The organism is Pseudomonas moorei (assembly GCF_008801475.1).
Lineage (GTDB): Bacteria > Pseudomonadota > Gammaproteobacteria > Pseudomonadales > Pseudomonadaceae > Aquipseudomonas > Aquipseudomonas moorei.
Map to the genome: position 1 here is coordinate 13,776 of NZ_VZPP01000011.1, position 13,634 is coordinate 27,409.

General features: G+C 59.9%; 12 protein-coding genes. 10 read left to right on the forward strand and 2 right to left on the reverse strand.

Annotated features, from left to right (window positions below; translation table 11 throughout):
• Positions 1 to 298 precede the first annotated feature (298 nt).
• Positions 299 to 616: a Rieske (2Fe-2S) protein gene (locus F7R06_RS21015; protein WP_090327546.1), complete on the forward strand. Its 318-nt coding sequence runs from the start codon at positions 299 to 301 to the stop codon at positions 614 to 616.
• Here the strand turns inward: F7R06_RS21015 and sfsA are convergent.
• Together sfsA and F7R06_RS21025 are read right to left on the reverse strand one after the other, a co-directional pair.
• Positions 606 to 1,325, reverse strand: a complete 720-nt coding sequence (gene sfsA, locus F7R06_RS21020; protein ID WP_090325193.1) for a DNA/RNA nuclease SfsA — start codon at positions 1,323 to 1,325, stop codon at positions 606 to 608. The two genes, F7R06_RS21015 and sfsA, sit on opposite strands and share 11 nt — an antisense overlap.
• Complete coding sequence (locus tag F7R06_RS21025) at positions 1,325 to 2,497, reverse strand: pyridoxal phosphate-dependent aminotransferase (RefSeq protein ID WP_090325194.1); 1,173 nt, start codon at positions 2,495 to 2,497, stop codon at positions 1,325 to 1,327. Before F7R06_RS21025 ends, sfsA begins: the two co-directional genes overlap by 1 nt.
• 334 nt (positions 2,498 to 2,831) lie before the next feature.
• Between F7R06_RS21025 and dksA the strand changes: the two genes are divergently transcribed.
• The 9 genes from dksA to panC all read left to right on the forward strand — a co-directional run bounded on the left by dksA (position 2,832) and on the right by panC (position 13,577).
• Positions 2,832 to 3,275 carry an RNA polymerase-binding protein DksA gene (gene dksA / locus F7R06_RS21030; RefSeq protein WP_046815673.1) on the forward strand — a complete coding sequence of 148 codons (444 nt, stop codon included), beginning with the start codon at positions 2,832 to 2,834 and terminating at the stop codon, positions 3,273 to 3,275.
• A 199-nt stretch (positions 3,276 to 3,474) separates the two neighbouring features.
• Positions 3,475 to 4,371 (forward strand): tRNA glutamyl-Q(34) synthetase GluQRS, encoded by an 897-nt coding sequence (gene gluQRS, locus F7R06_RS21035; protein WP_090325195.1) that lies wholly within the window; start codon positions 3,475 to 3,477, stop codon positions 4,369 to 4,371.
• Between the two features lie 77 nt (positions 4,372 to 4,448).
• Positions 4,449 to 4,625: a hypothetical protein gene (locus F7R06_RS21040; RefSeq protein WP_003176118.1), complete on the forward strand. Its 177-nt coding sequence runs from the start codon at positions 4,449 to 4,451 to the stop codon at positions 4,623 to 4,625.
• Entirely contained in the window at positions 4,609 to 7,563 is a 2,955-nt protein-coding gene (locus F7R06_RS21045) for a sensor histidine kinase (RefSeq protein WP_162493939.1), read from the forward strand. Before F7R06_RS21040 ends, F7R06_RS21045 begins: the two co-directional genes overlap by 17 nt.
• A gap of 22 nt (positions 7,564 to 7,585) precedes the next feature.
• Positions 7,586 to 9,022 carry a sigma-54-dependent transcriptional regulator gene (locus F7R06_RS21050; RefSeq protein WP_090325198.1) on the forward strand — a complete coding sequence of 479 codons (1,437 nt, stop codon included), beginning with the start codon at positions 7,586 to 7,588 and terminating at the stop codon, positions 9,020 to 9,022.
• A 709-nt stretch (positions 9,023 to 9,731) separates the two neighbouring features.
• Positions 9,732 to 11,132, forward strand: coding sequence for a polynucleotide adenylyltransferase PcnB (locus tag F7R06_RS21060; protein WP_162493940.1), 1,401 nt, complete (start codon positions 9,732 to 9,734; stop codon positions 11,130 to 11,132).
• A 3-nt stretch (positions 11,133 to 11,135) separates the two neighbouring features.
• Complete coding sequence (gene folK, locus F7R06_RS21065) at positions 11,136 to 11,621, forward strand: 2-amino-4-hydroxy-6-hydroxymethyldihydropteridine diphosphokinase (protein ID WP_090325203.1); 486 nt, start codon at positions 11,136 to 11,138, stop codon at positions 11,619 to 11,621.
• A gap of 298 nt (positions 11,622 to 11,919) precedes the next feature.
• A complete protein-coding gene (gene panB / locus F7R06_RS21070) occupies positions 11,920 to 12,720 on the forward strand; it encodes a 3-methyl-2-oxobutanoate hydroxymethyltransferase (RefSeq protein ID WP_090325205.1) in 801 nt (266 codons plus the stop codon).
• Entirely contained in the window at positions 12,717 to 13,577 is an 861-nt protein-coding gene (gene panC / locus F7R06_RS21075) for a pantoate--beta-alanine ligase (protein ID WP_090325209.1), read from the forward strand. Before panB ends, panC begins: the two co-directional genes overlap by 4 nt.
• Positions 13,578 to 13,634 lie beyond the last annotated feature (57 nt).

Consider the following 13,634-nt stretch of genomic DNA (forward strand, 5'->3'; position numbering starts at 1 on the left):
CCAGTTGACTTGATAATGAGAATCGATATTATTACCGCAACTGGTCGCGAGACTGGTCGATATTCTGAAAAGCCCTTGGTTCGGACTCTCGGATTATCTCCTCATCAGGCTAATCACGGTTATTTGACCCGGCTCATGCCGGGTCTTTTTTTGCCTGGGAGAAAGCAGCAACCACCCGGTATCCTAGGCATCGGGCCACCGCTTCCGGCACCGACATGCGTCGCTTGACCCGTTGCTTTCATTTTTGAACGTCGGCTTGGGCATATCTGCACACGAACGACGAAAACCGAGGATGGACATGAAATTTCTTTGTGCCGGCGCCGAACTGGCCGACGCCTGCAGTCGCGGGTTCGAAATCGACGGCCAGAAGCTCTTTGCCGTGCGCCGCAGCGGTCAGGTCTACGTCTATATCAATCGCTGCCCGCACCGTGGTGTTGGACTGGAATGGACCCCAGACCAGTTTCTCGACCCCAGCAACAGCTTGATCCAGTGCGCCACTCACGGCGCCCTGTTTCTGATCGAGGACGGCGAATGCGTGTCCGGCCCTTGCGCCGGACAATCCCTGACCCGCGTGGATTGCCGCGAGAACGCACAAGGCATCTGGATCAGCCTTTAATGCCGAGCAAAACCTCAAGACGCCGATCGACCACCATTTCCTCGTGAGTCAATCGCACACCGTAAGCCAGCACTTCAACCCCACACGCCACGGCCTCACGCAACGCCGCGGCATAAGCCGAATCGATCTCTTCAGCCGGGCGCACGGCATCGATACCGGTCAGGTTCACGCAGTACAACTGTACCGCCCGGATTCCGTCCCGAGCCAGATGAGCCAATTCGCGCAAATGCTTGGCCCCGCGCTGCGTCACCGCATCGGGAAACGCCGCAACCGATGAGTCCTCGAAGCCCAAGGTGACACTTTTGACTTCCACGTAAGCCGGCCCACTTGGGTAATCAAGGCGAAAGTCGATCCGACTGCTTTCCTGGCCGTAGGCCACTTCGCGCTTAAGCTCGGTAAAGCCATCCAGCTCAGCGATGACTCCGGCGCGAAGCGCCTCTTCGATCAGCCCGTTGGCCCGTGCTGTATTCACACAAAACTGACGCCCGTGCGGGGTTTCGCCAATTTCCCACGTGCCCGGCAACTTGCGCTTGGGATCGTTGGAGCGGCTGAACCAGACCTGACCGCCTTCAACCTGGCAATTGAGCATCGAACCGGTATTGGGACAGTGAATGGTCAGCAACTCGCCGCGAACGGTCTCGATATCGGCTAGAAAACGCTTGTATCGACGAATCAGTCGACCTTCTTCGAGGGGCGGATGAAAACGCATCAGCCTTGCCAACTCCGCAAACCGCGACCGATCCGCTCGACCGCTTCGTGCAAGCGTTCCAGGCTTTGGGTATAGGCAAAGCGCACATGATGCCCGGCTTGATAGCGACCGAAATCCAGCCCCGGCGTAAACGCCACATGTTCGGTCTCCAGGAAATGTCGACAGAACGAGAAGGCATCACCGCCGAACTTGCTGATATCGGCGTACAAGTAGAAGGCCCCTTCCGGTTCCACGGCAATTCCGAAACCTAATTCCCTCAAGGCAGGCAGCAGGAAATCCCGACGACGACCGAATTCGGCACGGCGCTCTTCCAGGATCGCGATGGTTGCAGGTTCGAAGCAGGCCAGCGCGGCGTGTTGCGCCATGCTCGGTGCGCTGATGTAGAGGTTCTGGGCGAGTTTTTCCAACTCGCCGACCGCTGCATCAGGCGCCACCAGCCAGCCAAGGCGCCAACCGGTCATGCCGAAATATTTCGAAAAACTATTAAGCACAAAGGCGCTGTCGTCGACTTCCAGCACACTGGCTGCATCGGTGCCATACGTCAGACCGTGGTAGATCTCATCCACCACCAGATGACCATGACGCTCCTTGATCGAAGTCGACAGTGCGGCCAGTTCGTCACGGGTCAGGATCGTCCCCGTCGGGTTGGCCGGCGACGCGACCAATGCACCCACGCTGTCGTGATCCCAATGCCGCTCGACCAGGCCCGGAGTCAGTTGATAACGCACCTCAGGACCTACAGGGACAAGCTGCGCGGCGCCTTCCACCAAGCGCAGGAAATGCCGGTTGCACGGATAACCCGGGTCCGCCAGCAGCCAATGCTTGCCCGGATCGACCAGCAGGGCGCTGGCCAGCAACAGCGCGCCGGAGCCGCCGGGGGTGATGAGAATCCGCCGCGGGTCGATATTCAGGCCATAACGCTGCTGGTAAAAACCTGAAATGGCCTCACGCAATTCGGGAATGCCCCGCGCGGCGGTATAACGGGTCTTGCCCGCTGTCAGCGCAGCCTGGCCGGCGCGAATGATCGGCTCGGCGGTGGTGAAGTCCGGCTCGCCGATTTCAAGGTGAATCACATCATGACCGGCCGCTTGCAATTCATTGGCTCGCGCCAGCAACGCCATGACATGGAAAGGTTCGATCGCGCGACTGCGGGCACTGTAGGACTGAGCCATTGGCCTTCCTTCAACGGAGAAAAGAATCGATTCTACCCAAGCGCAGGAACGAGCGAGAACCTAAAGCGGTCAGACCCCATACAACCTTGGTCGAAAACGACTCAAACGAGTATCCCAGGTTTGACTAAAATCATTAATTGAGCAGCGTTCCAGAGCCACCAGACAGCGCTTTGCCAGTATTTGCAAGCCCCACGGGCCGCAGGCTCGACATCCGGGAGTAGCGCGGCCTGATTTGATCTGGTAAGTTCGCCCGCTTGCAGCCGCAGGGCCGGCGGGTGCCGGTGATGGAGCAATCCTGCGCAGATGGATTACAAGAGTAGAGGCGGTCTATTTCATGTCCACCCAAGCAAAGCAACAAGCGAATCAGACGATCAGCGGCTTCGAGCCCTATGTTCAGAAAGCTGGCGAAGAGTACATGGGCGAGCCCATGCGCAAGCACTTCACCAAGGTTCTGAATCAGTGGAAAAAAGAGCTGATGGAAGGTGTCGACAAGACTGTGGACCACATGAAGGACGAAGCGGCCAACTTCCCTGACCCGGCAGACCGTGCCAGCCAGGAAGAAGAGTTCGCTCTCGAACTTCGAGCCCGCGATCGCGAGCGCAAGTTGATCAAGAAGATCGACAAGACGCTTCAGTTGATCGAAGACGAAGAGTACGGCTGGTGTGAATCCTGCGGCATCGAGATCGGCGTCAAGCGCCTTGAGGCACGCCCTACCGCTGATCTGTGCATCGACTGCAAGACCCTGGCGGAAATCAAGGAAAAGCAAGTCGGCAAGTAATCGCCACTTGAACGAAAAACGGAGCGTGCGAACGCTCCGTTTTTGTTTCTGGTTTCTATGTAGCAGCGAGCTTGCTCGAGATGGACGATAACGATAACGCGCGCTGTTTGAACGCTCGCGGTGTTCAGACGTTTTTTCGCGAGCAAGCTCGCTCCTACAGCTTGATTTGCGCCCCTCCCGACCAAATAACATCGCCCATATGACCGCCATCACCTCCCCCACCTACATCGGGCGCTTTGCCCCCACGCCCAGTGGCCATTTGCATTTCGGTTCGCTGGTCGCCGCGCTGGCCTCGTATCTCGACGCTCGCTCGGTCGGCGGCCGCTGGCTGATGCGCATGGAAGACCTCGATCCTCCCCGTGAAGAGCCCGGGGCTCAGGCGGCGATCCTCAAGGCCCTGGAGAGTTACGGGTTTGAGTGGGACGGCGAGATGGTCCGTCAGAGCGACCGTCACGACGCCTACGCCGAAGTGCTCAATCGCCTGTTCAATCAAGGTCTGGCTTACGCCTGCACCTGCTCGCGCAAGCAACTGGAACCGTATCACGGCATATATCCTGGACTGTGTCGTAATGCCGGGCATGGCACTGAAGATGCGGCGATCCGGATACGCGTCCCTGAACTGGACTACCACTTCATCGACCGGGTGCAGGGAGCATTTCACCAGCACCTGGGCCGGGACGTCGGCGACTTCGTGATCCGCCGCCGCGACGGGCTTTACGCTTATCAACTGGCCGTAGTGCTGGACGATGCCTGGCAAGGCATCACTGATATCGTGCGGGGCGCCGACCTGCTCGACTCCACCCCGCGCCAGCTGTATCTGCAGGAGTTGCTTGGCCTGCGGCAACCGCGTTACCTGCACATCCCGCTGATCACCCAGCCCGATGGCAACAAACTGGGCAAATCCTATCGCTCGCCACCGCTCACGGCCGATCAGGCCACGCCCTTGTTGCTACGCGCCTTGCGCGCACTCGGGCAGAACCCCGGCAACGAACTGGCTTATGCCACGCCACGGGAAGTGCTGAACTGGGGCATCACCCACTGGGATGCACTGCTGATCCCGCGCACACTAAGCTTGCCCGAGGCACAGCTACAGTGAACTTGCTTGCAGTGGCGCACCCATCCGTTACCATCGCCGCACGTTTTCGGGCACGCGCATAAAAAAGAGAGGCCGGGATGTACATCTATCGCTTGGTCCTGCTCCTGGTAGTGGGGATTTATCTGTTTTCCCCGGCCATCATGGATTGGTGGATCGACGCCACTGGCGCCTGGTACCGCCCCTATTTGCTCTGGCTGATTCTGATCGTCGTGACCTTCATCCTGCAGAGCCAAAAAGATGCCGATGAGCTTTAGCCTGACCCAGATGATCCTGATCAGCGCCGCGTACCTGGCGGTGCTGTTCGGCGTGGCCTGGATCAGCGAACGAGGCATGATCCCGCGGGCGATCATTCGTCACCCGCTCACCTACACCCTGTCCCTGGGCGTGTACGCCAGTGCCTGGGCGTTTTACGGCACCGTGGGCCTGGCCTATCAGTACGGATATGGATTCCTGTCCAGCTACCTCGGGGTGTCCGGGGCGTTTCTGCTGGCGCCGGTGTTGCTGTATCCGATCCTGAAAATCACCCGCACCTATCAGCTGTCGTCCCTGGCGGACCTGTTCGCGTTTCGCTTCCGCAGCACCTGGGCCGGTGCGCTGACCACGATTTTCATGCTGATCGGCGTGCTGCCATTGCTGGCGTTGCAGATTCAGGCGGTGGCCGACTCCATCGGTATCCTCACCCGCGAACCGGTTCAGCATCGCGTGGCACTGAGCTTTTGCGCCCTGATCACGCTGTTCACGATTTTCTTCGGCTCCCGGCACATTGCCACTCGCGAGAAACATGAAGGCCTGGTGTTCGCGATTGCCTTCGAATCGGTGATCAAGCTGATCGCCATCGGTGGCGTCGGCCTGTATGCGCTTTATGGCGTATTCGACGGCCCGCAACAGCTCGAACTGTGGCTGCTGCAAAACCAGACCGCCCTCGCGGCCCTGCACACACCGCTGCAGGAAGGCCCATGGCGCACGCTGCTGCTGGTGTTCTTCGCTTCGGCGATCGTGATGCCGCACATGTACCACATGACCTTCACCGAAAACCTCAACCCGCGCTCGCTGGTCAGCGCGAGCTGGGGCCTGCCGCTGTTCCTGTTGCTGATGAGCCTGGCCGTACCGCTGATTCTGTGGGCCGGCCTGAAACTCGGTGCCACCACCAACCCGGAATATTTCACGCTGGGTATCGGCATCGCCGCCAACAGCAAGGCCCTGGCGTTGCTGGCGTATGTCGGTGGGTTGTCTGCCGCCAGCGGCCTGATCATCGTGACCACCCTGGCGCTATCAGGGATGGCGCTGAACCACCTGGTACTTCCGCTGTATCAGCCACCGGCCGAAGGCAATATCTACCGCTGGCTGAAGTGGACGCGCCGGGCGCTGATCGTCGCGATCATCATGGCCGGCTATGGCTTCTACCTGCTGCTGGGCGCCGAACAGGACCTGGCCAACCTTGGCATCGTCGCCTTTGTGGCCACCTTGCAGTTCCTGCCAGGCGTACTGTCGGTCCTGTACTGGCCGACCGCCAACCGCCGCGGTTTCATCGCCGGGTTGCTGGCGGGGATTCTGGTCTGGCTGGTGACCATGCTGTTGCCGCTGGTCGGCAATCTGCAGGGTTTCTACATTCCGCTGCTGAACATGATCTATGTGCTGGACGATACCAGCTGGCACATGGCCGCAATCGCCTCGCTGGCGGCCAACGTACTGATGTTCACCCTCATCTCGCTGTTCACCAACGCCAGCACCGAAGAAGCCAGCGCTGCCGAGGCCTGCGCCGTAGACAACGTGCGTCGCCCGCAACGCCGCGAACTGCACGCTGCCTCCCCCCAGGAATTCGCCACGCAACTAGCCAAGCCCCTGGGCGCCAAGGCCGCGCAGAAGGAGGTAGAGCAAGCCCTGCGCGACCTCTATCTGCCATTCGACGAGCGACGGCCTTATGCCTTGCGCCGCTTGCGTGACCGGATCGAAGCCAACCTCTCGGGCCTGATGGGCCCGAGCGTGGCCCAGGACATGGTCGAAACGTTCCTGCCTTACAAGGCTGGCGGTGAAAACTACGTCACCGAAGACATCCACTTCATCGAAAGCCGTCTCGAGGACTACCACTCCCGCCTGACCGGCCTGGCCGCCGAGCTCGACGCCCTGCGCCGCTATCACCGCCAGACCCTGCAGGAATTGCCAATGGGCGTGTGCTCCCTGGCCAAGGACCAGGAAATCCTCATGTGGAACAAAGCCATGGAGGAATTGACCGGGATCGCCGCGCAACGTGTGGTCGGTTCGCGCCTGGGTACCATTGCCGATCCATGGAGAGAATTGCTGCAAGGCTTCATCAACGTGCCGGACGAACACTTGCACAAGCAGCATTTGGCCCTCGACGGCCAAACCCGCTGGCTGAACCTGCACAAAGCGGCGATCGACGAGCCCCTCGCGCCCGGTAACAGCGGCCTGGTGCTGCTGGTGGAAGACCTCACCGAAACCCAGATGCTCGAAGACAAACTGGTGCATTCGGAGCGCCTGGCCAGCATCGGTCGTCTCGCGGCTGGCGTGGCCCATGAAATCGGCAACCCGATCACCGGCATCGCCTGCCTGGCGCAGAATCTGCGCGAAGAGCGCGAGGAAGACGGCGAACTCAAGGAAATCAGCGGTCAGATCCTTGAACAGACCAAACGCGTGTCGCGCATCGTGCAGTCATTGATGAGCTTCGCCCATGCCGGCAGTCATCAGCACAGCGACGAGCCCGTCTGTCTGGCCGAAGTCGCCCAGGACGCCATTGGCCTGCTGGCCCTGAACCGACGCAATTTCGAAGTGCAGTTCTACAACCTGTGCGATCCGGACCACTGGGTCGAAGGCGACCCGCAGCGGCTGGCCCAGGTATTGATCAACCTGCTCTCAAACGCACGCGATGCCTCGCCCCCGGGCAGCGCGGTGCGCGTCAAAAGCGAAGCCGGCGAACACACGGTCGACCTGATCGTGGAAGACGAAGGCAGCGGAATACCATCGAGCATCATGGACCGATTGTTCGAACCCTTCTTCACCACCAAGGACCCTGGTGAAGGTACCGGTCTGGGCCTTGCACTGGTCTATTCCATCGTTGAAGAGCATTATGGACAAATCACCATCGACAGCCCGGCTGATGTTCAGAGCCAACGCGGCACCCGTATCCGGGTGACATTACCGCGTCATGTCGAAGCGACGTCCGCTGTGAACTGAGACCGTCGAGAGTATCGAATCAATGCCGCACATTTTGATCGTCGAAGACGAAACCATCATCCGCTCCGCCTTGCGCCGCCTGCTGGAACGTAACCAGTACCAGGTCAGCGAAGCCGGTTCAGTGCAGGAAGCACAAGAACGCTTCACCATTCCCACGTTCGACCTGATCGTCAGTGACCTGCGCTTGCCAGGCGCTCCTGGCACCGAACTGATCAAACTCGGCCAAGGCACTCCGGTGCTGATCATGACCAGCTACGCCAGCCTGCGCTCGGCGGTCGACTCGATGAAGATGGGCGCGGTGGACTACATCGCCAAGCCTTTCGATCACGACGAAATGCTCCAGGCCGTCGCGCGCATCCTGCGTGACCGCCAATCGACACAGACCAGCGGTGAGCCGGTTGCCGGCAAAGTCGCCAACGGCGCGGCGAAACCGGGTATCGACAACAGCAACGGCGAAATAGGCATCATAGGTTCGTGTCCGCCGATGCAGGATCTGTATGGCAAGATCCGCAAAGTGGCGCCTACCGATTCCAATGTCCTGATCCAGGGTGAGTCCGGCACCGGTAAAGAGCTGGTGGCGCGCGCCCTGCACAACCTGTCCAAACGCGCCAAGGCGCCGATGATTTCGGTGAACTGTGCAGCCATTCCGGAAAGCCTGATCGAATCCGAACTGTTCGGCCACGAAAAAGGCGCGTTTACCGGTGCAAGCGCCGGGCGTGCCGGCCTGGTGGAAGCAGCGGACGGCGGCACCCTGTTCCTCGACGAAATCGGCGAACTGCCGCTTGAAGCCCAGGCCCGCCTGCTGCGCGTATTGCAGGAAGGTGAAATTCGCCGGGTGGGCTCGGTACAGTCGCAGAAAGTCGATGTGCGCCTGATCGCTGCGACTCACCGCGATCTCAAGAGCCTGGCAAAAATCGGTCAGTTCCGTGAAGACCTGTATTACCGCCTCCACGTGATCGCCCTGAAGCTGCCGGCCCTGCGCGAGCGCGGTGCCGACGTCAACGAAATCGCCAATGCGTTCCTGGCGCGGCAGAGCGCGCGGATCAACCGCACCGACCTGAAGTTTGCCCCGGATGCCGAGCAAGCCATTCGCCACTACTCATGGCCGGGCAACGTTCGTGAGCTGGAAAACGCCGTCGAGCGCGCCGTCATCCTGTGCGAAAGCCCGGAGATTTCCGCCGAGCTGCTGGGCATCGACATCGAGTTGAGCGATCTCGAAGACGACGAATTCATCGGCCTGGCACCGCAACAAGGCAACACGGCGGCCAACAACAGTCACGAGCCGACCGAAGACCTGTCCCTGGAAGACTACTTCCAGCACTTCGTCCTCGAACACCAGGACCACATGACCGAAACCGAGCTGGCCCGCAAACTCGGGGTCAGCCGCAAATGCCTGTGGGAGCGTCGTCAGCGCCTGGGCATCCCACGGCGCAAGACCGGGGTAGCCAGCGAAAGCTGAACCCCACCTGTCTCATGTGCGGGTAACACATGATTTTGTGAAAAAACTGTTACCTCAGGTTTTTCACGTAACAGAAGCCGGGGCTTACGGTAACGAAGCCCCGGCTTTTTTTGGTCTCCACAAACCCCATCAGTACGGCCAAGCCCTTGTTTTACTGGGGTTTGCAAAAGTTGGCATGCACCCTGCTATATGTTTGGTACAAGAACAATAACAAGCAATGCACAAGACAATAAAAATAAGACGAATCGACTCACGCACAATAAAAACAAGACGGCGAGAGGCGCAGCTAACTGATTCTTTTGGAGAGGCGTTGTATTTGGGGCTTGCCCCACGACCAGGCCGAGAACAACAAAAAACTGTCTTAAGACAGAGCCTGTACTGGTTGGATCGTAAGATCACTGCAACACAGCGACCAAAGCAATCCGTTTGCTCTTGGCTCCCGATTGGGAGGGTCATGAAGGAAGACTTCATGGCGAGGGCACTTAACAAAAACAAAAAGCCCGAAACCAATAACAAAAACAGAGCATGCAACTACTTCTTGGGGAGCTTCGGCTCCCCTTGTAGTTTCTGGCTTCAAGCCAGACTACGACATCTCCTTCAAGCGCTTTCGCAGCTTCCTACACCATCCCCCGACTAAATGCTAGAATCCCCGCCCATCATGCGGTCATTCTTTGTTTTTGGCCGAACATTCCTTCAAACAGTGCATCCCATGCTGAAGAAGCTGTTCCAGTCATTCCGTACTCCCCTGCGTCGTACGCAACACATCCGCAGCACGCCTGAAGTGCTCAACAGCGGCCAACACTCGCTGCAAAAGGCTCAATTCAGCCGTTATGCGGTGAATATCGTCGAACGCCTGCAGGGCGCCGGCTACCAGGCGTACCTGGTCGGCGGTTGTGTGCGCGACATGCTGCTCGGCATCACGCCGAAAGACTTCGACGTTGCCACAAGTGCCACCCCCGAACAGGTACGGGCCGAATTTCGCAACGCGCGGATCATCGGTCGCCGGTTCAAGCTGGTGCATATCCACTTCGGCCGAGAAATCATCGAAGTCGCGACCTTCCGTGCCAATCACCCGCAAAACGATGAAGAGGAAGACAGTAACCAGTCCTCCCGCAACGAGAGCGGGCGCATCCTGCGCGATAACGTCTATGGCACCCTGGAAGAAGACGCGCAACGCCGCGACTTCACCATCAACGCCCTGTATTACGATCCGGTCAGCGAGCGCATCCTCGACTACGCCAACGGCGTGCACGACATTCGCAATCACCTGATCCGTCTGATCGGCGATCCGAAGCAACGCTACCAGGAAGACCCGGTGCGCATGCTGCGGGCCGTGCGTTTCGCCGCCAAGCTGAATTTCGGCATCGAAAAGCACAGCGCCCTGCCAATCCGCGATCTGGCACCGATGCTGCGTGAAATCCCTTCGGCCCGCCTGTTCGAAGAAGTACTCAAGCTGTTCCTCTCCGGCCATGCCGCGGACACCTTCGAGATGCTGGTCGACCTGCAACTGTTCGACCCGCTGTTCCCGGCCAGTGCCGAAGCGCTCGAATACAATCCGACCTACACCCACACCCTGATCAGCGAAGCGCTGATCAATACCGACCTGCGCATCAAGCAGAACAAACCGGTAACTCCGGCCTTCCTGTTTGCAGCACTGCTTTGGCCTGCGCTGCCGGCACGGGTACTGCGCCTGCAGGAACGTGGCATGCCGCCTATTCCGGCGATGCAGGAAGCGGCTCACGAGTTGATCGCCGAACAATGCCAGCGCATCGCCATTCCAAAACGCTTCACCATGCCGATCCGCGAAATCTGGGACATGCAGGAGCGCCTGCCACGGCGCAGCGGCAAACGCGCCGACCTGCTGCTGGACAACCCGCGGTTCCGTGCCGGTTACGACTTCCTGCTGTTGCGCGAAAGCGCGGGCGAGCAGACCGATGGCCTGGGCGAATGGTGGACGGATTATCAGGACGCCAATGAAAGCGAACGTCGCGACATGATCCGTGACCTTAGCGGCAAGGACGAAGGCACCGGCGCACCGCGCAAGCGTCGCCGCAGTGGCGGTTCCAAACGCAAACGCGCTGCAGGCGCTTCGAGCACCACGGGCGAATAATCCATGGAACGCATCTACATCGGCATGGGCAGCAATCTGGCGGCCCCCGCCGAACAGTTGCGCAGCGCCGTCGCTGCGCTGGCACGGCTGCCGCAATCGGAGCTGGTCGGTGTCTCGGGGTTTTATCAAAGCGATTCGCTGCTCCCCGGCCAACCGCGCTACACCAACGCCGTCGCCGCCCTCGACACCGACTTGGCGCCGCTGGATCTGCTGGATGCATTGCAAGCCATCGAGAACGAACAGGGCCGCGAGCGCCTTGAACGCTGGGGACCGCGCACCCTGGATCTCGATATCGTGCTGTTCGGCGATCGACTGATCGATGAACCCCGCCTCAAGGTGCCGCACTATCACCTGCAGGAACGGGCCTTTGTCCTGTATCCGCTGGCGGAGTTGGCGCCAGCCGATCTGCGTTTGGCCGATGGTCGCGACCTCAGCGGATTGCTCGCCGCCTGCCCGTTCGTCGGCCTGGAACGCCTGTCCCCGAATTGACCGAAATACCCTAGTGGGCGCGAGCCCGTTCCCACATTGGTCTGGTATCGGTCCTACAGAATTTGCTGAATCGCATCAGTTACCCCGGTAACACCCCAGACGTAACAATGCGGTAACACACCCAATTGACTTCCCGAGTTCTCCTCACGACTATAGGCGTCCCGTTGCCGTCAACACGGCGTTGAAGGGCGCAATCCAGGCCTTACAAGCACGACAAAAGAACGTGCGCCTGTATTTAACGAAGAATCACGCGCGTTACTCGCAGTAGTTTCCACAGCGCCTGAATGAGGAACTTTTCATGCCAGCCATCACCCTGACCACGCTGCAAGGTCTTAAGCAACAAGGTGAAAAAATCACCATGCTGACCTGCTATGACGCGACCTTCGCCCACGCCTGCAATCAGGCTGGCGTTGAAGTTTTGCTGGTGGGCGACTCCCTCGGCATGGTTTTGCAGGGCCACGACAGCACCCTGCCGGTCACCACCGCAGAAATGGCTTATCACGTGGCTGCGGTCAAACGCGGTAACACCGATGCGTTGATCCTCGCCGACCTGCCGTTCATGGCCTATGCCACCACCGAACAGGCCATGGCCAACAGCGCGCTGCTGATGCAGGCTGGCGCGCACATGATCAAGGTCGAAGGCGCGTTGTGGCTGGCGGATTCGATTCGCCTGCTCGCCGAACGCGGCATCCCGGTGTGCGCGCACATGGGGCTGACACCGCAATCGGTCAACATCCTCGGCGGCTACAAAGTCCAGGGCCGCAACGAAAACCAGGCTCGGCAGATGCGTGCCGATGCGATCTCGCTGGAACAGGCCGGCGCCGCGATGCTGCTGCTCGAATGCGTTCCCAGCGAACTGGCTGAAGAAATCACCCAGGCGGTGAAAATTCCGGTGATCGGTATTGGCGCCGGCCATCGCACCGACGGTCAGGTGCTGGTCCTGCACGACATGCTGGGCCTGTCCATGACCGGCCGCGTGCCCAAGTTCGTGAAGAACTTCATGGCCGGCCAAGAGAGCATCCACGCAGCCTTGAGTGCCTACGTCACTGAAGTCAAAGCGGCAACCTTCCCTGGCATCGAACACGGATTCTCTGCATGAACACCGTAAAAACCGTACGCGAACTGCGAGCCGCCGTGGCTCGCGCCCGCAGCGAAGGCAAGCGCATCGCTTTTGTGCCGACCATGGGTAACCTGCACAGCGGTCATGTCGCACTGATTACCAAAGCCTCGCAACGGGCGGATTTCGTGGTGGCGAGCATTTTCGTCAACCCGTTGCAGTTCGGCGCCGGCGAAGACCTCGACAAGTACCCGCGCACCCTCGCGGCCGATCAGGAAAAACTGCTCCAGGCCGGTTGTCATTTGCTGTTCGCACCCACCGTCGAGGAGATGTACCCCGACGGCATGGCCGGCCAGACCCGTGTCAGCGTCCCACAACTGTCCGAAGGCTTATGCGGCGCCAGCCGTCCGGGGCATTTCGAGGGCGTGGCGACGGTAGTCAGCAAACTGTTCAACATGGTCCAGCCTGACCTGGCGATCTTCGGCCAGAAAGACTTCCAGCAACTGGCGGTGATTCGTGCGCTGGTCCACGACCTGAACATGCCGATCCAGATCATTGGCGAGCCGACCGTTCGAGCGGCCGACGGCCTGGCGCTGTCGTCGCGCAACGGTTTCCTCAGCGAAGAACAACGGGCCGTTGCGCCGGTGGTGTACCGCACGCTGAGCGAGATCGCCGAGTCGATCAAGCAGGGTGAGCGCGACTACCCGGCCCTGATCCAGGCAAAACTGCAGCAGCTCGAAGCCGCCGGCCTGCGTCCGGATTACCTGGAAATCCGCCATGCGCTGACATTGCGTCCGGCAACGCCCGAGGATCGGGACCTGGTGATTCTGGTGGCGGCCTTCCTGGGCACGACGCGGTTGATCGATAACCTGCACCTGAATCTCGATACGCCAGCTTAAAAACTGCAAAACCCTGCAGGAGCCGAACTTGCTCGGCTCCTGCAAGGGCTGGCCGTG